The following is a 21,657-nucleotide window of genomic DNA, read 5'->3' on the forward strand; positions in this document are numbered from 1 at the left end:
ATGACGGAACAAAAAAACTCCTCCGCCATGGTTGAAGAGACCACCCCAGCGGTTGAAACAGCGAATAACAGCTCGCCAACGCCACCGCAGAAAGGAAGAAACGGTGCCATGGCGCTGGGTGCAGTGGCAATTGTCATTGCGCTGGCGATTGGCGCGGGACTCTACCTCAATGCTAAACATCAGTCTGAACAGCAGGCAGCGGCGACGCAGAGCCTGAACGATCAGCTAATCGCGCTGCAACAGCAGGCGAAGCAGGATAAACAGCAGCTGAGCCAACAGCTCACCGCCACTACTGCCGCGCTGGATAATGCTCAGCAACAACAGGCCGCGACTGCAAAACAGCTGGACGAGCTGCGTGGAAAAGTGGCTGCTATCTCTGGTAACGATGCGCGCACCTGGTTGCTGGCGCAGGCGGATTATCTGGTGAAGCTCGCCGGTCGTAAACTGTGGAGCGATCAGGATGTCACCACCGCTGCTGCGCTGCTGAAAAGCGCCGACGCCAGCCTGGCTGATATGAATGATCCCAGCCTGATCGACGTTCGTCGCGCACTCACTGAAGATATCAGCAGCCTTTCTGAGGTTAGCCAGGTCGATTATGACGGGGTGATTCTCAAACTGAATCAGCTCTCTAACGGCGTGGACAATTTGCGCCTTGCCGATAACGACAGCGACGATGCACCGATGGACAGCGACAGCAATGAACTCTCCACCTCGCTGCGCGAATGGCGGCAAAACCTGGTTAAAAGCTGGCACAACTTTATGGATGATTTCATCACCATCCGTCGCCGCGATAACACCGCACAGCCGCTGCTGGCGCCCAATCAGGACGTTTATCTGCGTGAGAACATTCGTTCCCGTCTGCTGATTGCCGCTCAAGCCGTGCCGCGCCATCAGGATGAGATTTTCAAACAGTCTATCGATACGGTCTCCACCTGGGTGCGCGCCTGGTTCGACACCAACGATGCGGCGACCAAAGCGTTTCTCGCGCAGCTTGATGAGCTAAGCCAGCAGAGCGTATCAATGGACGTGCCGGAATCGCTGGAAAGCCAGCCGATGCTGGATAAACTGATGCAGACGCGCGTGCGCAACCTGTTGGCGCAGCCTTCCATGCCAGCGAACGCTCAGCCGCAGCAGGGAGAATAAGCATGCTTAAAGTATTAGTGCTGTTCCTGCTGCTGATCGCGGGCATTGTGGTCGGTCCGATGATCGCCGGCCATCAGGGCTATGTGTTGATTCAAACCGACAACTGGAATGTTGAAACCAGCGTCACCGGTCTTGCCATTATCCTGATCGTTGCGCTGCTGGTTATTCTGGCACTTGAATGGCTGCTGCGTCGTCTGTTCCGTACCGGCGCTAAAACCCGTGGCTGGTTTGTGGGCCGTAAGCGCCGTCGCGCGCATCGTCAGACGCAGTCTGCGCTGATGAAGCTGGCGGAAGGCGACCATAAACAGGTTGAGAAACTGCTTTCGCGCAATGCCGATCACGCCGAGCAGCCGGTAGTGAACTACCTGCTAGCGGCAGAAGCGGCACAGCAGCGCGGCGATGAAGCACGTGCCAATCAGCATCTTGAACGTGCCGCCGAGCTAACTGAAAACGACCCCATTCCACTGGAAATTACCCGCGCGCGCATTCAGCTGGCTCGCAATGAGGATCATGCGGCACGTCATACCATCGATCGTCTGTTGGAAGTGGCGCCGCGTCATCCTGAAGTGCTGCGTCTGGCGGAGCAGGCTTATGTGCGCACCGGCGCATGGGCCGCACTGCTGGATATTCTGCCCGCCATGGAGAAATCGCAGGTCAGTGATGAAAATCATCGCGCCGCATTGCAGCTACAAGGCTGGCTGGGCCTGATGAATCAGGCTATGGCTGAGCAAGGCAGCGACGGGCTCAAGCGCTGGTGGCAGAACCTGAGCCGTAAAACGCGTCAGGAACCGGCTCTGCAGGTGGCGATGGCTGACCATCTGATCGAGTGTAACGATCCCGATACCGCTCAGCAAATCGTGCTCGACGGCCTGAAACGCCAGTATGATGAGCGGCTGGTGCTGTTGATGCCACGCCTGAAGAGCGGCAATCCGGAGCAGCTGGAGAAAGCACTGCGCCAGCAGATTAAGCAGCACGGCGCGACGCCGCTGCTGCACAGCACGCTCGGTCAGCTGTTAATGCAGCATGGTGAATGGCAGCAGGCCAGCGAGGCATTTCGTGAAGCGCTGAAGCAGCGCCCGGATGCCTATGATTATGCCTGGCTGGCTGACGCGCTGGATCGTTTGCACCATCCTGAAGAAGCGGCAAAAATGCGCCGTGATGGCTTGCTGCTGACGCTTAAAAACAACAAATAGCGCCAGCTGGCGTCACAATATACAAAGCCGGGCTAGCGCCCGGCTTTTTTATGACCGCAAAAAAAAACACCTGCATAAGCAGGTGTAAAGTTCAGATCGATAAAACAACTGGACGGTATCAGACTCAACGTAATGTCCGGTAAGCCCATCGCGGGCTTGTGGACAACAGATACCAGAATGGCTTTGCGTCATTCCCGGGATTATGTCGTTAAACGTACATAACAAATGGAATGAGCATCTACGCATTTACCTTTGCATAGCCCGTGCCAAAGCACGATGTTTTTCACAAATCATCGCCATCCCACTGTAAATTAAAGACTTATTTAATGAGCAAAAGCAGATTACTGCTCTGCGCTCAGCGCCAACGCGTATGCAACCTGTCGCAATATCGCGACAACCTGACTTAAAGATAAGAATCTGCTTACTTTTCAGCAGGATAAATGTCACCGCATAGCGACAGCCCGGTGGAAAAAGGCGACAGTGATCAAAAGCGCCTCTCTGACGGCAAACATGATGCATTTAGCAGGAGAAAGGAAAGTGAGCGGGCCGAGTGTCGTCAAGCCGTTAAAGCAGATTTGTTTACGGCTGCGCTCTGATTCGGCAGCGTGGATTTACCCAGGCAACAGACGTAAAAAAGCCCGCTTTTTCAAGCGGGCTTCTTAAATGTGGTCGGCGAGAGAGGATTCGAACCTCCGACCCACTGGTCCCAAACCAGTTGCGCTACCAAGCTGCGCTACTCGCCGATATACTGCTTTTTCTTGATTCTGCCTGGTGCGAAGAGAGGGACTTGAACCCTCACGTCCGTTAAGACACTAACACCTGAAGCTAGCGCGTCTACCAATTCCGCCACCTTCGCATATGTCCAGCAAAATCTGGGGTGGCTAATGGGACTCGAACCCACGACAACTGGAATCACAATCCAGGGCTCTACCAACTGAGCTATAGCCACCACTGTACAACGTTGGATGACATCTTACGATGCTCTCCGACTCTTTCGAGCCAATTCTTAACGCGGCAAGTTAACTTCACCACCGCAGCTCTCGCACGTAACCTAATGGTGCGCCCGACAGGATTCGAACCTGAGACCTCTGCCTCCGGAGGGCAGCGCTCTATCCAGCTGAGCTACGGGCGCTTAGCGCCGTTGCGGATGTGCATACTACGTATTTGGTGCCATGCTGTCTAGTGCTTATTTAATAAAAAAGTGCGTTTGCTTACGCTTTGTGCGTTTCGTCGATTAAAGCGGCATTTTCACACCATAAGCCGTTGAAAACCGCCGGTGCGCCGCCTTTTTAGCTATTTTTTATAACTCACCGCGGAAGTGATACCCGAGATATTTCATCAGCCTGAGCTGACGCCGCCAGCGGGAAGGCTGAACAATCAGCCGATAAAGCCATTCCAGCCCCATGCGCTGCCAGATCGCCGGTGCCCGCTTTACATGCCCGGTAAACACATCATAGGTGCCGCCCACGCCCATATAAAGCGCCTGAGGATAGTGTGCCTTGCAGTCGCGCATCAGCTTCTCCTGCTTCGGCGAGCCAAGCGCCACGGTAACAATTTTCGCGCCGCTGGCAGCCACACGGGCAAACAGCGCCTCGCGATCGGCAGGCGCAAAATAGCCATCCTGCACGCCGACAATATTGACGTTCCACTGACGGCGCAGCTTCTCTTCCGTTTGTCCCAGCACCGATTGTTTGCCACCGATCAGAAACACCGGCGTGCCTTCCCGTCCGGCACGCTCCATCATCGCTTCCCACAGGTCAGCGCCAGCGATACGGTTCAGGCGTGCCTGCGGATATTTTTTGCGAACAGAGCGCACAATACTGATGCCATCGGGGTATTTATACTCTGCGGCATCCAGCAGCGAGCGCAGTTCGCTGTCCTGCTCAGCTGTTAACACTTTTTCCGCATTGATCGCGATCAGCGTGCCCTGCCGAACAGCGCCATCGGCAAACAAAAAATCGAGAAACTCTGCCTTATGACCAAAGCCATACAGCGAAATACCGCGGATTTCATAACGCGGTGCCTGCTCGCTCACTGCCATCTCCTTTTTAACTCCGGATTATTATCATTGTGATGCGGTCTGGACAGGTCCGCGCGGCGATCGGGAACGGATAAGTCCTGCCCGATCAAAAAACAGAAATAGCAGCTTTGCCACCAGCAAGCAGAGGCCGAAAATCAGGCAGAAGAAGACCACTCTGGAGACAAACGCATCGAGGCCTTCACGTGCCAGCACAATCATGTTAAATACCGCGCCAAAGCAGAATGCCTGTAGTACGGCGGCGCGATAGCGACTGCTGGCATCGCGCCCCAGCCGGTAGAGCCAGTCGAACCATTTCATAATCAGTCCTACTGCAATGGCACCGAGCGGAATAAAGGCTGCGCCACCCATCACCAGCAGCGATCCAATTAACGTCGGCGAAATGGCTAGCCCGGAATGGTTATTCAGCACTTCCCAGGTAAAATAATTGGCGCTATTAAGCACTATGGCGGGCTTGTCCGGCCACAGCCAGTGCGGAATAAACACATAGAAATCACGCACTATCGGCGCCAGCCCCTGAAATTCAATCTTGTCGTAATTTTGCAGCAGCAACGCGAGGTTTTCCCACGGAGAGAAAGTGTCGCGCGTTAAATAGAGGAAAGTGTAGAAGGCTTCGTCACCGCTGACGTCGAGATTATAACGTCGCAGCGCCAGACCAAACATGCCAACAATCGCCAGCACGCCCGCTGCGGCCAGCATCCATAACGATATCCAGCCACGAATAATGCCAATAAACAGAAACAGCGCAAAGGCGATGATGATATTAGCGCGTGTGCCGCCGACAATAGCGTAGGTCAACAGACCAAACCCCACCGTGGCCGCCAGAAACAGGAACCAGTTACGTACGCCAGGCCGTAAAAAATAGACCAGCAGCATCGCCGGGATGAAAAAATAGAAGAAGCGTTTGAGCGCCACGCCGGAGACATCCGCCGAGAAAATCTGGTTGTACGCCTTTAATTTGAACAGCAAAAAGCCGTTATGCATAAAGAAGATGGAGACGGTGATTAGCGCTGTCAGCGCCAGCAGCCAGCCGAAAAGATGCGTTTCCACGCGGTTCATCTGGAGAAACTCGCGCGGCGGCGCGGCGCTGACCGCCCGCAGGCGGGTTTTGTAGCTGACATAATAAATGGCGTAAAAGCAGCTGGCGGCGAGCAGCGCCTGCAGCAGATAGCTCGGAGGCACCACAGTCACATCAAAGCGGAACACCAGCAGGCTGGTCAGCGGGAAACCAAAATAGAAGGTCAGAACGAACAGCAGCGAAAAGAAGATGTTGAAGTTGAAGCGCTCACGGCGAAACTCCCGCCATGTCAGGCCGGACACCAGCATCACCGACAGCAACCAGACCACAAACAGCCCACCAAATTGCGCAAGATTCATTGGCCCTCTCCTTCTGCCAGCGCTAATGCCTGCTGCCAGCTGTGCAGATACGCGGGATCGAGAAAATCGACGCTGCATTTGTCCAGCTGCACCAGCTGCTGGCGGGCATTCGCGATAGCGTCTCTGTCCAGAGGTTCGTCACTGAACAGCACCGGCACGCGCTGCTCCTGCAGATCGCGCCAGAACGGGTTTTCACGCGCCAGCACAAAGGGAATATTTGCCTGAATCAGCAGGCAAAGCGTCCCAATGCCCTGCTGCCGTTTAAAACTGAACCAGCCTAGCTGACAGCGGGCAATCAGCTGCAAATAGGCGGAAAATTCGAGCTTTTCGGTAAGCAGTTCCACGTTGCCTGCCGGGAACAGACGATTTGCCACCTGGCGCACGTCGTCGATATAACGCTCGTTGTTGGCCGGATAACCGAGCGGCACCATGATTTTCACCCGATCGTCAAACTGCTGACGCAACGCGACCAGGGCTTCGCGGTGACGGTTGCTGGGGTCGCCAGAATTGCCCAACAGCACGGTAAAAGGTTCTGCCGGTTGTGCTGGCGGAACCGTTGCGGTCATCCGCGTGGGAAAATAGAGCAACGAGGTCGGCACATCGCGATGACGCTGCTGATAATGTTCAATATCGCCGCGGGTGGCAAACAGGTGGGCGATACGGCCCTGCGCGCGACGCCGCAGCAGATAGAAAAGGCGAAACTTCAGGCTGCGGGAATCTTCATACAGATCTGCACCCCAGACGTGCCAGTAAAGCTGATGCGGCTTAAGCGCGCCGCGCAGCAGCGCCAGCCAAAGTAGCGCGTTAAACTGGCCGTGACAGAAAAAGCGCTGCTGGCGATCGGCACCGCGAGCAATCACCGCCTGCGCCAGCTGTTTCTTGCTGGCAAAACACTCAACGCGCAGCGCGCTGAACGTGGCCATGGCGGCCGTATCGTCGCTGACTACCATAAAATGACGCGGCGCGGCGACAGGCTGAACCTTGCTCAACACATCGTTGAAATAGCGCAAAATGGTCAGATTATGGTGGGGAACAGGCGATCCCAGCAGATGAATCAAGGTTGTCATACTTTCCGGCAGTAAATAATGAAGGCGCCACAGCAGAGCGCGAAATAGAGCATGTAGGTGGCCATGTAAGCCTGCGCAGCGCCGGTTGCGCCATAAAGCGGAATCAGCCAGTGCGAGAATATAAGCAGCAACAGGAACTGGCTGACTTCGGTAAGAATATAGAAGCGCAGTGACGCTTTGGCGATCACCAGATATCCGAAAACGTAGGCGCCGACTTTACAGACGTCGCCGATCAGCTGCCAAACAAACAGATCACGCATCGCTGCAAACTGGCTGGAGAACAGCAGCGAAATCGCAACATCGCGCAGTAGCCAGACGCAGAAGCTGGCGGCGGCAACGGCGGGCAGCACAAAGCGCAGCGCGCGGCTAATCTCGCGACGAATCTGCTGTTTATGTTCCAGGCGCGCCAGTGTCGGCAACAACCAGACGCTGAAGGTGGCAGTAATAAACTGCAGGTAGGCGTCGGAAATGCTGCTTACCGCCTGCCATAATCCCACCTGTTCCCAGCCGCTGTGGGCAGCCAGCAGATTACGCATCATGACCCACGCCACCGGAATAGTTACCGCTGTGATCATCGCCATCAGCGTGTAAGTCGCCAGCTGACGCGCACGCGCACTGTGCCACTGTGGCAGCAGATAATGCAAAGGCAGGTGCTCGCGACTAGCCAGCAGCCACAGCGCTGGCAGAGCCACCAGCGCCGGCACCAGCGCCAGCCCGACCAGTGCGCCACTGTAGCCGCCCAACCGCCAGCAGGCAGCGTAAGCAATGACGCCCGCCACGCTGCCACCGATCAACGCCAGCGCGTTGCCTTTGGCATCGCGAAATCCCTTGATGACAGAAAGAATCAAGTTGGCCCAGGCGATGCCAATCTGTAAAAACGCCACGATGCGCACTACGTTTTGATAGCGATCGTGACCAAACAGCGCCTGGCTTATTGGCGCGGCAGCGAGCAGAAACACCACCGCCAGCAGCAGGGAAAAACCCAGAACTATCGCCGATGCGGTGCCGGTTACTGCGCGCAGATCCGCTGGCTGGAGGCGGTTTTCCGCCACATATTTGGTAACGCCGTTGAAAATCCCGGCACCGGCCAGCACGCCCAGTACGGTAATCAATTGACGAAAGTTGCCCGCCTGCCCTACGCCAGCTGGGCCATAACTTACCGCCAATAATTTTACGATCAGCAAACCTGCCGCAATTTTAACCAGCGTGGACGTGGCGGTCCACACCGAGGCTTTTGCCAGCGACATATCAGGAAAAATAGCTCAGCAGCGAGTTGATTACCGTGCCCTGATTGTTATCAGAGAGGTTATAAAACAGCGGCAGGCGCAACAGCCGCTCGCTTTCGCGGGTGGTAAAGCGATCTTCGCCGCTAAACCGGCCAAAGCGCAGGCCCGCGGGCGAACTGTGTAGCGGAATGTAATGAAACACGGCAAGAATGTCGGCTTCTTTGAGCCAACCGATCAGTTCGCTGCGCGCATCACTGTCGTGAAGTTTGATGTAGAACATATGGGCATTATGCTCTGCTGATGCGGGCAGAGCCGGCAGTTCGATACGGCCACTCGCCGCTATCGGTTGCAGCGCATCGTAATAGCGCTGCCACAGCTTCAGTCGTTGTGCATTAATCTGGTTTGCCTGCTCCAGCTGCGCCCATAAATAGGCCGCCTGCAAATCGGCCATCAGATAACTTGAGCCGATATCGCGCCAGGTGTATTTATCCACCTGGCCGCGGAAGAACTGGCTGCGATTGGTGCCTTTTTCACGAATGATTTCTGCCCGATCCACCAGTGCCTTATCGTTAATCAGGGTGGCACCGCCTTCGCCGCCCGCGGTGTAGTTTTTCGTTTCGTGAAAACTAAAGCAGCCAATGTGGCCGATCGATCCCGCCGCGCGGCCTTTGTAGGTCGACATCACCGCCTGCGCTGCATCTTCAATCACGTAAAGCTGATATTTCTCCGCCAGCGCCATGATGGCATCCATCTCGCATACCACGCCCGCGTAATGCACCGGCACAATGGCGCGCGTCTGCGGTGTGATCGCTGCCTCGATCAGGCGCTCATCCATGTTCATTGTGTCCGGGCGAACATCGACAAAGACGATAGTGGCGCCGCGCAGCACAAAGGCGTTGGCGGTGGAAACAAAGGTGTAGCTCGGCATGATCACTTCATCGCCAGGCTGTATATCGATCAGCAAGGCGGCCATTTCCAGCGATGCGGTGCAGGACGGCGTTAATAACGCACGACTGCAGCCAAAACGCTGCTCCATCCATTGCTGACAGCGGCGGGTAAAACCGCCATCGCCGCACAGCTTGCCGCTGCTCATAGCTGAGCGCATATAGTCGATTTCGGTGCCAACCACCGGCGGAGCATTAAATGGAATCATGACATTACCTGTATAGCCAATATGCGGTGCTTTCCAGCTGCGCACCGCTACGAAAATAGAGCCGCATCGCGGCAAGATTGCTTAATTGTGTGGCCACGCGCAGACGTTTCAGGCCGCGCACACGCGTCCAGTCGGCTGCGGCCGCCATCAGACGTCGCCCGACGCCGCTGCGCTGCGCCGTTGGCAGCACGGCCAACAGGCCCACGCGCGCGTCATCGGACAGCTCGCGCAGAGTGACAAAGCCTTGGAGTTCGCCTTGCTCATCCACCGCCAGCAGACACTGATGATCAAACGTGCCGCGCACCGCATTTTCCAGCCATCGGGCATAAAAGCGGGCGCTGGCGTCGGCAGGGAACCAGGGTTCACGGAAGCGGCTGAAGGTAAAAGCGGCGGCGGCGGCATCGCGCAGCAGCGGAATCTGGCTTTCACGCGCGATGCGCATGCCAGGCTGGCGGGTGGTCCGTTCCACGCTCAGAACAAAATCGGCTTCGCCTTCAACCACGCGAAAACCCGCCAGCTGCAGCGCATCCAGCCGATCGATATCTTCAGCGCTGACCTTAGCCTGTAACAGCGAAAATGGGCTCGATGCCGAAGCATCCAGCGGGGTGGGCGTGCTGAAATCAAGCAGGCCGGTTGAGAGCGAAAAGAAGTCACTCTCCCACTGCAACGGCTTAATACTGGCGAGGACGGGCATGCAGGATATCCAGTAAGTATTGGCCGTAGCCCGTTTTGGTCAACGCTTCGGCTGAATGTCGTACGTCATCGTCGCTCAACCAGCCGTTTCGCCAGCCGATCTCCTCGAGACAGGCAATTTTAAAACCCTGCCGTTTTTCAACGGTTTGCACAAAGGTGCTGGCTTCGATCAAACTGTCATGCGTGCCGGTGTCCAGCCAGGCAAAACCGCGCCCGAGCAGCTCAACCGTCAGGGCATCGCGTTCCATATACATTTGATTGATTGAGGTAATTTCCAGTTCACCGCGTGTCGACGGCTTAACCTGACGCGCAAACTCAACCACCTGATTATCATAAAAATAAAGGCCGGTAACCGCCCAGCGAGATTTCGGCTGTGCCGGTTTTTCCTCCAGCGACAGCGCCCGGAAGTTATCATCAAATTCCACGACGCCGAATCGCTCTGGATCCATGACCTGATAGCCGAAAATGGTTGCGCCCTGCGTTCTTTCCGCCACCTTACGCAGCTTGGGACTGAAACCCTGACCAAACCAAATATTATCACCCAGCACCAGACAACAGTTGTCGCCGCCAATAAAGGATTCGCCAATGAGAAATGCCTGAGCCAACCCCTCCGGACGTGGCTGAACCGCATACTGCAGCCTTACCCCAAATTCACTTCCATCGCCTAACAGACGCTGAAAATGGGGTACATCATCTGGCGTGGAAATAATCAGGATATCGCGAATACCTGCCAGCATCAGAACCGACAATGGATAGTAGATCATCGGTTTATCGTAGATCGGCAGCAGCTGCTTTGAGATGCCACGCGTGATGGGATGCAAACGCGTTCCTGAGCCGCCAGCCAGCACAATACCTTTCATATTATCTCCGATGCGGGAATTTAGCGGCCATCGTTCAGGCCCAGTCGCTCAAGTCGGTAACTACCGTCGAGGATAGCCTGCCACCAGGTGCGATGCGTCAAAAACCAGCTGACCGTTTTTCGCATACCGCTTTCAAAACTTTCCTGTGGACGCCAACCCAGCTCGCGCTCAATTTTGCTGGCATCAATGGCGTAACGCTGATCGTGGCCTGGGCGATCGGCAACGGACGTGATGAGATCACGATAATGGGCAATACCTGCGGGTTTTTGCGGTGCCAGTTCTTCCAGCAGCGCACAAATAGCAAGCACAACATCGATGTTGCGTTGCTCGTTATGCCCACCAATATTGTAGGTTTCACCCACTTTACCTTTACTGACTACGCAATAAAGTGCCCGGGCGTGATCGTCAACATATAGCCAATCGCGAATCTGTCCGCCATCGCCATAGATGGGCAGCGGCTTACCGGCGAGAGCATTAATAATCATCAGCGGAATCAGTTTTTCGGGAAAATGATAAGGCCCATAATTATTCGAACAGTTAGTGACGACCACCGGCAAACCGTAGGTTCTGTGCCAGGCGCGCACCAGGTGATCGCTGCCGGCTTTGGTCGCAGAATAGGGGCTGCTTGGCGCGTAAGGCGTGGATTCGGTAAAAAAGGCCTGGCTGTCCGGCAAGTCGCCGAATACTTCATCCGTCGAGATATGATGAAAAATAAATTCTTTCTGACGAATGCTATCCAATTTTTGCCAGTAATGGCGTGCGGCTTCCAGCAGGTGATAGGTGCCGACGAGATTGGTTTCTACAAAAGCAATGGGGGCGTCGATAGAGCGATCAACATGACTTTCTGCTGCCAGATGCATAATGCGATCGGGCTGATACTGGGCCATAACGCGATCTAACGCTGCGCGATCGCAAATATCAACCTGCTCAAACGCGAAGTCTGGATGGTGCTTTATCTCCGCGAGTGATGCCAGATTACCGGCATAACTCAGCTTATCGACCACAACCACCTGATGGGTGGTTTCCTGCAGGAGAAAACGGACTAATGCAGAGCCGATAAAACCAGCGCCGCCAGTGATCAGAAATTGGCTCATTGCCAGACGCCTCGCGTATCCACCCGCCATGGCTGAGCGATAGCGGTGCTGTCGATATCGCGAAAGACCTGATGATCAACCAGCATCACCAGCACATCCGCCTCGGCCAGTGCCTGCTCCAGCGAAACCAGCGTTGCCAGCCCAGTCAGTTTCTGCGGCAGTGATTTTACGTGTGGTTCAACCACCCAGTTGGTGCCACTGTGCCAGCGCGCAATGAGCTGGGCGACTTCCATTGCCGGGCTTTCGCGCAGATCGTCAATATTGGGTTTAAACGCCAGCCCGAAGCAGGCGATGGTGATGTCGCTGGCACGCTTGCCGCTGGCTATCAGACAATCTGCCAGCGTCCGCTTAACCTGATCCAACACCCAGTGCGGCTTGGCATCGTTCACTTCGCGCGCCGTACGAATCAAACGCGCCTGCTGTGGATTCTGCGCGACGATAAACCAGGGATCGACCGCAATACAGTGTCCGCCTACGCCAGGTCCCGGCTGCAGAATATTGACGCGCGGATGACGATTCGCCAGGCGAATCAGCTCCCACACATTGATCTGCTGCTCGGCGCAAATCAGCGAAAGCTCGTTGGCAAAAGCGATATTGACGTCGCGGAAGCTGTTTTCAGTGAGCTTGCACATTTCGGCGGTGCGCGCGTTAGTTTCCACGCAGGCCCCCTCAAGGAAAATACGATAAAGCTCGCTGGCACGTGCCGAACAGGCGGGCGTCATGCCACCAATCACCCGATCGTTTTTAATCAGCTCGGCCATAATATGGCCAGGCAAGACGCGCTCGGGACAGTAGGCGATAAAGATATCGGGCTGTTCAGCCTCGTGCTGAGGGAAACGCAAATCGGGCCGGGCATCAGCCAGCCAATCGGCCATCTGCTCGGTGGTGCCGACCGGTGAGGTCGATTCAAGAATCACCAAATCACCTTTTTTTAGCACCGGGGCAATCGACAATGCCGCGGCTTTGACGTAGCTCAAATCGGGCTGATGATCACCCATAAACGGCGTTGGCACAGCGATCAAAAAGGCATCCGCGGCGACCGGCGTGGTGCGGGCAGAAAAGTTGCCCTGCTGCACCGCCGTTTGCACTACGTGATCCAAATCGGGTTCCACAATATGGATTTCACCACGATTGATGGTAGCAACCGCCTGCGGATTCACATCGACGCCGATAACCTGCTTGCCCCGGGAGGCAAAAATCGCGGCGGTGGGCAGGCCGATGTAACCGAGGCCAATAACCGAAAGGATGTTAAAACTCATAACGTTACTCTGTTCTCTTTTAGTGCCTGTAAAATTCGGCCACAGGCCTGACCATCACCATAAGGATTATGCGCGCGGCTCATCTCCTGCCAGGCGTTATCGTCGTTGAGTAAGTGGGTGATGCCAGCAACGATCTTTTGCGTATCGGTACCCACCAGGCGCACCGTACCGGCGGCGATCGCTTCCGGCCTTTCAGTGGTATCGCGCATCACCAGCACCGGTTTACCCAGCGACGGTGCCTCTTCCTGAATACCACCGGAATCGGTGAGAATCAGCCAGGCATGATTCATCAACCAGACAAACGGCAGGTACTCCTGCGGCTCGATCAGGATGATGTTGTCGATGCCGCTCAAAATGCGGTTGACCGGCTCCAGCACGTTGGGATTGAGGTGCACGGGATAAACAATCTGCACCTCAGGATGCTGACGGGCAATCTGCGCCAGCGCGCTGCAGATGCGCTCAAAACCACCGCCAAAGCTTTCCCGACGATGGCCGGTAACCAGAATCAGCTTTTTATCGGCGCGCAGGAAAGGATACCGTGCCGCCAGCTGTTGATTAAGTGCAGCGTCGCCGACGACCCGATCGCGCACCCACAGCAACGCATCAATCACCGTATTCCCGGTAACGAAGATGCGTCGATCGTCGAGGTTCTCACGCAGCAGATTCTGCCGTGCCTGTTCGGTCGGGGTAAAGTGCAGACGTGCAAGATGTCCGGTTAAGGTGCGATTGGCCTCTTCCGGCCACGGCGATGACAGATCGCCGGTTCGCAATCCAGCCTCCACATGCCCCACTGGAATACGATGATAGAAAGCCGCCAGGCTGGCCGCTAACGTTGTGGTGGTATCACCATGCACTAGCACCACGTCGGGCTGAAAATCGGTAAGCACCGCCTTCATGCCTTCCAGAATGCGGCTGGTGATTTCCGTCAGCCCCTGCTCGGGGCGCATGATATTGAGATCATAATCGGGCGTGAGGGCAAACAGATTCAGCACCTGATCGAGCATCTCGCGATGTTGGGCCGTCACGCAGAGGCGCGATTCGAAGGCGTCATCCTGCGCCAGTGCTTTCACCAGCGGGGCCATCTTAATGGCTTCCGGACGCGTACCAAAAACTGTCAACACTTTCACACGGATACTCTTAATTTAAAGGCTGAATGGCATGGCGAGGACGGCGCAACAGAGCAATACCCGCACCGATAAGCGCACCCACTGCGCCCCACATAATCATCAGGAACAGGCGACGCGGGCTGTCGCGTTTCACCGGCTCTTCAGGCGTGCGCAGATAACGGTAGCTCTGGAACTGTTTATCGGGATGTGGCCCGGCCTGCAACGTGGTCAACATCGCCCTGTTCTGATCATAGTCGATATCATAAGCCGGGCCGTTTACCTGCAGGCTCTCCAGCCGCGCCTGCAACAGAGGTCGGCCTAACATAAAGAGTTCTGAATCGGGCAACTGCTCAGAGGGCGTAGTGGTTTTGGCTTCATTAATGCCCTGCTCGCTGGCAATTTTTAACGCCTGCGTCACACTGCGCAGCTGACGTTGATAAACCGTATTAGCCACGCTTTCCTGGCGAGCAATTTGTGCCTGCAGTTGTCCTGCACGAACCTGCCAGGCACCATCCAGTTCATCATTCAAATGGCGGGCGGCGCGCTCGCTGGCGAAAGCAACATACTGCCGCAGCAGATTATTGGCATCCGCCGCGCTTTCTGCCGTTAACCTGACGCTGTCATGCGGATTGCGGGCCGCATCGACCGGTGCCAGCTCAATATGGCTAATCAGTTCATCAAGCAGAGCAGCATCGTTATGCGCATTACCGCTTTTTCGCTGCTTGTAATAGTCCGTTTGCTGCCAGAAATCGCGACGTGTATCCCACGACGCGAGCTGCATCACAAACTCCTGATACGCCTCATCCATCGCCGTCGGCAAGGGCGCGGTGACGCTCACCGGCGCATTACGCATATCGAGATAATGCAGGAACTGTTGCTGCGAATAGTAGCTGCCCAACATGTTAACCGTTGGGCGATCGGTAATGGCGGTGGTGCTCCACGCCTGCTTCACCAGCAATGAATAGACATACGCCAACAGCATCAGCAGCACAGCACAGCCGATAATCCAGTGCTTACCACGCCAGAGTTTGCAGCACAGGCCACGAATATCCAGTTCGTTATCTACGTGGGAGGAGGTCATACAGCGCATTCCTTTTTCACAGAGTCAAAAGTGCTATCTGGCTTCATTGTTTTTGCCGCCGTGGCGCAGACGTCGTTTGATACGTTTGACCTTACGCGCCACACGCCATGCGTGCTTCAGGCAGTAACCGTAGAGGAAAAACGCCAGCAGAAAGAGCGCCAGCATGACCCACTCCGGAATAAACGCGAGGTATTCTCCCAGCACACCGATGGCGGCCAGCAGCGCGGCGGCCAGCGTAATCAGCATAAATGCCTGACGCGACGTGAAGCCTGCACGCATGATCAGATGATGAATGTGCTGCCTGTCGGCGGAAAAAGGACTCATGCCTTTGCGCAGGCGGCGGTACATAATGGCGACCATGTCCATCAGAGGAATGGCGATCAACCACAGCGCGGTGACAGGGGTAATGGGATGACTTAAACCCTGGGTAGTTTCCAGCAGGATCCAGATAATGGTGAAACCAATCAGCGTGCTGCCCGCATCGCCCATGAAGACTTTATAGCGACGGCCAAACACGCCAAGGTTGAGCAGAATGTAAGGTAGCGTGGCGGCAATCATGGCAAAGCACCACATCGCCAGGCTCAGCTGGCCATCAAAGTAGAGAATAATGCCCATTGCGCCGAAAGTGACGCAGGAGAGACCACCCAGCAGGCCATCAATACCATCGACCATATTAAAGGCGTTAATGGCAGCCCAGACGGCAAACAGCGTCAGGACGTAGCCGAACGGGCCAACGATCAGCTCCATTGGACCTACAATGAACCCGAGGCTTAGCAGATATAATTTGGCGCCAACCATCATCACCACGGCAATGGCAGCTTGCACCACCGCCCTGATTTTGACGCTGATATCAAAACGATCGTCCAACGCACCGACCAGAACCAGTACGCCAGCACAGGCGAGATAGAGCAACGCGTGAGGCAAATAGTAATTGGTTATCGCGAAGGTAAAACAGATTCCGGCAAAAACCGAAATGCCGCCCACCAACGGGATCATGCCTTGATGACGCTTACGATAATTAGGTTGATCCACCAGACCAATTTTTTTAGCCGCTTTACGAGCAAAAAACAGGAAAGCTAAGGAAAAGACAAAAATTAACGCAAGCTCAGTACTCATATCGAGTAAATTCACATTCACAGCTCTCAGCTAAAAGACTGGAATACTATAAGCAATTATTATGCCCGATTAAGCATCCCGATTCCGAATTCTGCTTTTTGCCACGAATTTTCCAGCCTGTGAGCCAGAGCATTCCGTGCCATTGTCCGCAGTAAGTATAAGACTCCATCAACCTGATAATCGTATAGCCCATAAAAGAAAAACGCCACGTGTTAACGTGGCGTTCCTGCGTTTTTATCCGCTTTTGGCGCACAAAAAAATCAGGATGTCATAACCTTCTCTTTTTCGGCGCTTTACGTACGGTTGTCCGCGCGTTTTATGAACGCTTCATCATATCGAAGAATTCATCATTGGTTTTGGTCATCGCCAGCTTATTAATGAGGAATTCCATCGCGTCAATTTCACCCATTGGATGGATGATTTTGCGCAGAATCCACATTTTTTGCAGCTCTTCCTGCGTAGTGAGCAGCTCTTCTTTACGCGTACCAGAACGGTTGTAATCGATCGCCGGGAACACACGTTTTTCAGCGATTTTACGCGCCAGGTGAAGTTCCATGTTACCGGTGCCTTTAAATTCTTCGTAGATAACTTCATCCATTTTAGAACCGGTATCGACCAGCGCAGTCGCGATGATGGTCAGGCTTCCGCCCTCTTCCACGTTACGTGCAGCACCAAAGAAACGTTTTGGACGATGCAGGGCGTTAGCATCCACACCACCCGTCAACACTTTACCGGAGGCCGGTACGACGGTGTTGTAGGCACGCGCCAGACGCGTGATGGAATCGAGCAGGATGATGACATCTTTTTTATGCTCAACCAGGCGTTTCGCCTTTTCGATAACCATTTCGGCTACCTGCACGTGGCGCGATGCTGGCTCATCAAAGGTGGACGCGATAACTTCGCCTTTCACCAGACGCTGCATCTCGGTTACTTCTTCCGGGCGCTCGTCGATCAGCAGCACCATCAGCACGCAATCCGGGTGGTTATACGCGATGCTCTGCGCAATGTTCTGCAGCAGCATGGTTTTACCGGCTTTCGGCGGTGCCACGATCAGGCCACGCTGACCGCGACCGATTGGCGATGCTAAATCCAGCACGCGAGCGGTCAGATCTTCAGTTGAACCGTTGCCACGCTCCATGCGCAAACGTGAGTTCGCGTGCAGCGGCGTTAAGTTTTCAAACAGAATCTTATTACGCGCGTTTTCCGGCTTATCGTAGTTAACCTCGTTCACCTTCAACAGGGCAAAATAACGCTCACCCTCTTTCGGTGGACGGATTTTACCGGAAATGGTGTCACCAGTGCGGAGGTTGAAGCGGCGGATTTGGCTGGGGGAAACGTAGATATCATCGGGACCGGCGAGGTAGGAGCTGTCACCAGAACGGAGAAAACCGAAACCGTCCTGCAATATCTCCAGCACACCATCGCCGAAAATATCCTCGCCGCTTTTCGCGTGCTGTTTAAGGATAGCGAAGATGATGTCCTGTTTACGCATGCGCGCCAGGTTTTCCAGCCCCATATTTTCGCCGAGAGTAATTAACTCAGATACAGGCGTATTTTTTAATTCGGTAAGATTCATAATGGTGGGTTCTTAAACTCGGGGTAAATCTCGAAGTGATTGTCGTAAGTGGTATGGCAAAAGATCCATGCCTGTTAATGGCGTTACTTTCTGTCTGCTCGACGATCATTTAAGGAAAAGCGATCTGACACGAGGAGACGGTTTAAAAGCGTTGCCGGAAATTTGGTGCTGACCGTCAGATTGCTGAACGATGGAAACTGGAAAGGAAATCATTCAACAAGGGAAAAACTTGGAATCAAACTACAGGTAAGTTCGTATTGCAGTTAAATCAACATAGCATGGCTGAAGCCGGGCGTCCAGCGGTCAGCGTAAAATCGTTGACCGCCAGCGCCGGCAGAGGATCAGCTCAGATTCGCGTTCAGAAACTCTTTCAGCTGACCTTTGGAGAGTGCGCCCACTTTGGTAGCGGCGACTTCACCGTTTTTGAACAGCAGCAGCGTTGGAATACCGCGAATACCGTATTTAGGCGCAGTGCCCGGGTTTTCATCGATATTCAGCTTAGCAACGGTCAGCTTACCATCATACTCAGTGGCAATTTCGTCAAGAATCGGGGCGATCATTTTGCAAGGACCGCACCACTCAGCCCAGAAATCGACCAGTGTTAAACCTTCAGCTTTCAATACATCGGTTTCGAAGCTGTCATCGGTCAGATGAACAATTTTATCGCTCATGTTCTACTCCAAAGGATTATCTTTACCTTGATGATGTAGCATTAAGCAGCATCAGGTTAACTTAATTTCTCCGCTTTTATTTCAGCGGATATGCTTTCGTAAAGCAACAGGAAGCTGATATTCTACCACACTATGAGCAAAACACACTTAACCGAAAAGAAGTTTTCCGACTTCGCCCTGCACCCTCAGGTCGTTGAAGCCCTTGAAAAGAAAGGGTTTCACAATTGCACGCCTATTCAGGCGTTAGCATTACCTTTTACGCTCTCCGGACGTGATTTAGCAGGTCAGGCGCAAACCGGTACCGGCAAAACGATGGCGTTTTTAACGTCAACGTTTCATCATCTGCTTACTCACCCGGCCCCTGAAGGTCGTCAGGTGAATCAACCCCGTGCCTTAATTATGGCACCGACCCGCGAACTGGCGGTACAAATTCACGCAGACGCTGAGCCACTGGCTGAAAGCACCGGCCTGAAACTGGGTCTCGCTTACGGCGGCGACGGTTACGACAAACAGCTGAAAGTGCTGGAAAGTGGCGTCGATATCATTATTGGTACCACCGGTCGTTTGATCGATTACACCAAGCAAAACCATATCAACCTCGGCGCGATTCAGGTGGTTGTGCTGGATGAAGCCGATCGCATGTTCGATCTCGGCTTTATTAAAGATATCCGCTGGATGTTCCGTCGTATGCCGCCGGCTACCCAGCGTCTGAGCATGCTGTTCTCAGCAACGCTGTCGTGGCGCGTACGCGAGCTGGCGTTTGAGCACATGAATAACGTGGAGTCGGTTGAAGTTGAACCAGACCAGAAAACCGGCCATCGCATTAAAGAAGAGCTCTTCTATCCGTCTAACGAGGAGAAGATGCGTCTGCTGCAGACACTGATCGAAGAAGAGTGGCCCGATCGCGCCATTGTGTTTGCCAATACCAAACACCGTTGTGAAGATGTCTGGGGCCATCTGGCTGCCGACGGTCACCGTGTCGGCCTGCTCACCGGCGACGTGGCGCAGAAAAAACGCCTGCGGATTCTGGATGATTTCACCAAGGGTGACATCGATATTCTGGTGGCAACCGACGTGGCAGCACGCGGCCTGCACATTCCGGCGGTAACACACGTCTTTAACTACGATCTGCCTGACGATCGCGAAGATTACGTGCACCGCATTGGCCGTACCGGCCGTGCTGGCGCCAGCGGTCACTCAATCAGTCTTGCCTGTGAAGAGTACGCGCTGAACCTGCCGGGCATTGAAGAGTATATCGGCCACGGTATTCCGGTCAGCAAGTACAACAGCGACGCGCTGTTAACGGATTTGCCACCGGCCAAACGCCTGGCGCGCCGTACTGGTAGCGCACCGCGTCGTGGTGGAAACAACAATCGCCGTGGCAGTGCGCCACGTAACAACAACCGTAAACGTTCGGGTTAGCCATCTATGCCAGGCGCATCGACACTGTATGCAGCAATTGATCTCGGTTCAAACAGTTTTCATATGTTGGTGGTGCGCGAGGTGGCAGGCAGTATTCAGACTGTCGCCCGAATCAAACGGAAAGTGCGCCTGGCTGCAGGATTAGATGCCGACAGCCAGCTTTCGCATGAAGCGATGGAACGCGGCTGGCAATGCCTGCGGCTCTTTTCAGAGCAGCTTCAGGACATTCCAGCCGATCAAATTCAGGTAGTCGCCACCGCGACGTTACGCCTGGCCAAAAACGCCTCCCTGTTTATCGATCACGCGCAACAGCTGCTCGGCTGTACCATCAACGTCATCAGCGGTGAAGATGAAGCACGCCTGATTTATCAAGGCGTGGCGCACACCACCGGCGGCTCCGATCGCCGTCTGGTGGTGGATATTGGTGGCGGCAGCACCGAGCTGGTTACCGGCGAAGGGGCAAAAACCACCGCGCTGTTCAGCCTGTCGATGGGCTGTGTGACCTGGCTCGAACGCTTTTTTGGCAACCGTAATCTCGGTAAGCACAACTTCGAGCAGGCCGAACTGGCTGCCAGAGCGATCATCGCGCCGGTAGCGGAACGGTTGCGCGTCCATCACTGGGATGTCTGTGTCGGCGCATCGGGCACGGTGCAGGCGCTGCAGGAGATCATGGTGGCACAGGGCATGGATGAGCGCATCACCCTGAACAAGCTGCAACAGCTCAAACAGCGCGCCATTCAGTGCGGTAAACTGGAGGAGCTGGAGATTGAAGGCCTGACGCTTGAGCGCGCACTGGTTTTCCCCAGCGGGCTCTCTATCCTGATCGCCATTTTTCAGGAACTGCAGATCGAAAGCATGACGCTGGCCGGCGGCGCACTACGCGAAGGTCTGGTTTACGGCATGCTGCATTTGCCGATCGATCGCGATGTTCGCAGCCGAACGCTACAAAACGTGCAGCGCCGTTTCAATATTGATGTGGAACAGGCTGAGCGGGTCAGTCAACTGGCGGTGCTGTTTTGCGATCAGTTAAATGACTCATGGCACCTCGATCGCCGCTGTCGCGATCTGCTGGAAAGTGCCTGCCTGATTCATGAGATTGGCCTCAGCGTCGATTTCCGGCGTGCGCCACAGCACGCCGCCTACCTTGTTCGCCATCTTGATCTGCCGGGTTTTACGCCAGCGCAGAAGAATTTACTGGCGACGCTGTTGAAAAACCAGAGTCAGAACATCGATCTTGCCCTGCTCACCCAACAGAATGCCGTTCCGCCGCGCATGGCCGAGCGGATGTGCCGTCTGCTGCGCCTGGCCATCGTGTTCTCCAGCCGTCGTCGTAATCACACGCTGCCTGACGTGCGCCTGCAGGCTGACGACGATGCGTTAAGCGTTACGCTGCCCGCTGGCTGGCTGGACGCGCATCCGTTGCGGGCTGAGCTGCTGCAACAGGAATGCGATTACCAATCCTACGTGCACTGGCCGTTGAGGGTTAATTAGCCAGCCGGTTTTATCCGCCGCGAGCATCAGTTGCAGGCGCCGTACTGCTGATTAGCCCAGCTTCCTGCGCCGACAGCGCATTTCTGCCGCG

18 protein-coding genes and 4 tRNA genes are annotated in these 21,657 nt (G+C 54.9%); 4 read left to right on the top strand and 18 right to left on the bottom strand.

The window, feature by feature from the left end; translation table 11 throughout:
• Both hemX and hemY read left to right on the top strand, forming a co-directional pair.
• Entirely contained in the window at window positions 1-1,143 is a 1,143-nt protein-coding gene (gene hemX, locus EM595_RS16490) for a uroporphyrinogen-III C-methyltransferase (RefSeq protein ID WP_067434612.1), read from the top strand.
• Between the two features lie 2 nt (window positions 1,144-1,145).
• The gene (hemY, locus tag EM595_RS16495; RefSeq protein WP_067434615.1) at window positions 1,146-2,336 is read left to right on the top strand and encodes a protoheme IX biogenesis protein HemY; all 1,191 of its coding nucleotides are present in this window, start codon (window positions 1,146-1,148) and stop codon (window positions 2,334-2,336) included.
• Between the two features lie 666 nt (window positions 2,337-3,002).
• Here hemY and EM595_RS16500 read toward each other — a convergent pair.
• The 18 genes from EM595_RS16500 to trxA form a co-directional block, all read right to left on the bottom strand.
• Window positions 3,003-3,079 (bottom strand) — tRNA-Pro (locus tag EM595_RS16500).
• Window positions 3,080-3,105: 26 nt separating this feature from the next.
• A tRNA-Leu gene (locus EM595_RS16505) sits at window positions 3,106-3,192 on the bottom strand.
• Window positions 3,193-3,209: 17 nt separating this feature from the next.
• A tRNA-His gene (locus EM595_RS16510) sits at window positions 3,210-3,285 on the bottom strand.
• A 106-nt stretch (window positions 3,286-3,391) separates the two neighbouring features.
• Window positions 3,392-3,468: transfer RNA gene (locus tag EM595_RS16515), tRNA-Arg, on the bottom strand.
• Window positions 3,469-3,636: 168 nt separating this feature from the next.
• Window positions 3,637-4,377: a lipopolysaccharide N-acetylmannosaminouronosyltransferase gene (gene wecG, locus EM595_RS16520; protein ID WP_067434618.1), complete on the bottom strand. Its 741-nt coding sequence runs from the start codon at window positions 4,375-4,377 to the stop codon at window positions 3,637-3,639.
• A gap of 24 nt (window positions 4,378-4,401) precedes the next feature.
• A complete protein-coding gene (gene wzyE, locus EM595_RS16525) occupies window positions 4,402-5,751 on the bottom strand; it encodes an ECA oligosaccharide polymerase (protein ID WP_067434625.1) in 1,350 nt (449 codons plus the stop codon).
• Entirely contained in the window at window positions 5,748-6,818 is a 1,071-nt protein-coding gene (gene wecF, locus EM595_RS16530) for a TDP-N-acetylfucosamine:lipid II N-acetylfucosaminyltransferase (RefSeq protein ID WP_067434628.1), read from the bottom strand. Before wecF ends, wzyE begins: the two co-directional genes overlap by 4 nt.
• A complete protein-coding gene (gene wzxE, locus EM595_RS16535; protein WP_067434631.1) occupies window positions 6,815-8,065 on the bottom strand; it encodes a lipid III flippase WzxE in 1,251 nt (416 codons plus the stop codon). Before wzxE ends, wecF begins: the two co-directional genes overlap by 4 nt.
• 1 nt (window position 8,066) lies before the next feature.
• Window positions 8,067-9,197 carry a dTDP-4-amino-4,6-dideoxygalactose transaminase gene (gene rffA, locus EM595_RS16540; protein WP_067434634.1) on the bottom strand — a complete coding sequence of 377 codons (1,131 nt, stop codon included), beginning with the start codon at window positions 9,195-9,197 and terminating at the stop codon, window positions 8,067-8,069.
• Between the two features lie 4 nt (window positions 9,198-9,201).
• Window positions 9,202-9,891, bottom strand: a complete 690-nt coding sequence (gene rffC / locus EM595_RS16545; RefSeq protein WP_067434637.1) for a dTDP-4-amino-4,6-dideoxy-D-galactose acyltransferase — start codon at window positions 9,889-9,891, stop codon at window positions 9,202-9,204.
• Complete coding sequence (gene rfbA, locus EM595_RS16550; protein WP_067434639.1) at window positions 9,869-10,750, bottom strand: glucose-1-phosphate thymidylyltransferase RfbA; 882 nt, start codon at window positions 10,748-10,750, stop codon at window positions 9,869-9,871. The genes rffC and rfbA overlap by 23 nt, the downstream gene beginning before the upstream one ends.
• Window positions 10,751-10,770: 20 nt before the next feature.
• Window positions 10,771-11,844 carry a dTDP-glucose 4,6-dehydratase gene (gene rfbB / locus EM595_RS16555; protein ID WP_067434642.1) on the bottom strand — a complete coding sequence of 358 codons (1,074 nt, stop codon included), beginning with the start codon at window positions 11,842-11,844 and terminating at the stop codon, window positions 10,771-10,773.
• A complete protein-coding gene (wecC, locus tag EM595_RS16560) occupies window positions 11,841-13,103 on the bottom strand; it encodes a UDP-N-acetyl-D-mannosamine dehydrogenase (protein WP_067434648.1) in 1,263 nt (420 codons plus the stop codon). Before wecC ends, rfbB begins: the two co-directional genes overlap by 4 nt.
• A complete protein-coding gene (wecB, locus tag EM595_RS16565) occupies window positions 13,100-14,230 on the bottom strand; it encodes a non-hydrolyzing UDP-N-acetylglucosamine 2-epimerase (protein ID WP_067434651.1) in 1,131 nt (376 codons plus the stop codon). The genes wecC and wecB overlap by 4 nt, the downstream gene beginning before the upstream one ends.
• Before the next feature lie 10 nt (window positions 14,231-14,240).
• Complete coding sequence (gene wzzE, locus EM595_RS16570; RefSeq protein ID WP_067434654.1) at window positions 14,241-15,290, bottom strand: ECA polysaccharide chain length modulation protein; 1,050 nt, start codon at window positions 15,288-15,290, stop codon at window positions 14,241-14,243.
• Between the two features lie 33 nt (window positions 15,291-15,323).
• Window positions 15,324-16,406 (bottom strand): UDP-N-acetylglucosamine--undecaprenyl-phosphate N-acetylglucosaminephosphotransferase, encoded by a 1,083-nt coding sequence (gene wecA / locus EM595_RS16575; RefSeq protein ID WP_067434656.1) that lies wholly within the window; start codon window positions 16,404-16,406, stop codon window positions 15,324-15,326.
• A 316-nt stretch (window positions 16,407-16,722) separates the two neighbouring features.
• Window positions 16,723-17,982 carry a transcription termination factor Rho gene (gene rho / locus EM595_RS16580; RefSeq protein WP_067434659.1) on the bottom strand — a complete coding sequence of 420 codons (1,260 nt, stop codon included), beginning with the start codon at window positions 17,980-17,982 and terminating at the stop codon, window positions 16,723-16,725.
• 341 nt (window positions 17,983-18,323) lie between these two features.
• Window positions 18,324-18,653 carry a thioredoxin TrxA gene (trxA, locus tag EM595_RS16585; RefSeq protein ID WP_067434661.1) on the bottom strand — a complete coding sequence of 110 codons (330 nt, stop codon included), beginning with the start codon at window positions 18,651-18,653 and terminating at the stop codon, window positions 18,324-18,326.
• A 132-nt stretch (window positions 18,654-18,785) separates the two neighbouring features.
• Here trxA and rhlB point away from each other — a divergent pair, with 132 nt between their 5' ends.
• Both rhlB and gppA read left to right on the top strand, forming a co-directional pair.
• Window positions 18,786-20,075: an ATP-dependent RNA helicase RhlB gene (rhlB, locus tag EM595_RS16590; RefSeq protein ID WP_067434664.1), complete on the top strand. Its 1,290-nt coding sequence runs from the start codon at window positions 18,786-18,788 to the stop codon at window positions 20,073-20,075.
• 6 nt (window positions 20,076-20,081) lie between these two features.
• On the top strand, window positions 20,082-21,566 hold the full coding sequence (gppA, locus tag EM595_RS16595) for a guanosine-5'-triphosphate,3'-diphosphate diphosphatase (protein ID WP_067434667.1): 1,485 nt from the start codon (window positions 20,082-20,084) through the stop codon (window positions 21,564-21,566).
• Window positions 21,567-21,657 lie beyond the last annotated feature (91 nt).

Source organism: Duffyella gerundensis (assembly GCF_001517405.1).
Classification (GTDB): domain Bacteria; phylum Pseudomonadota; class Gammaproteobacteria; order Enterobacterales; family Enterobacteriaceae; genus Duffyella; species Duffyella gerundensis.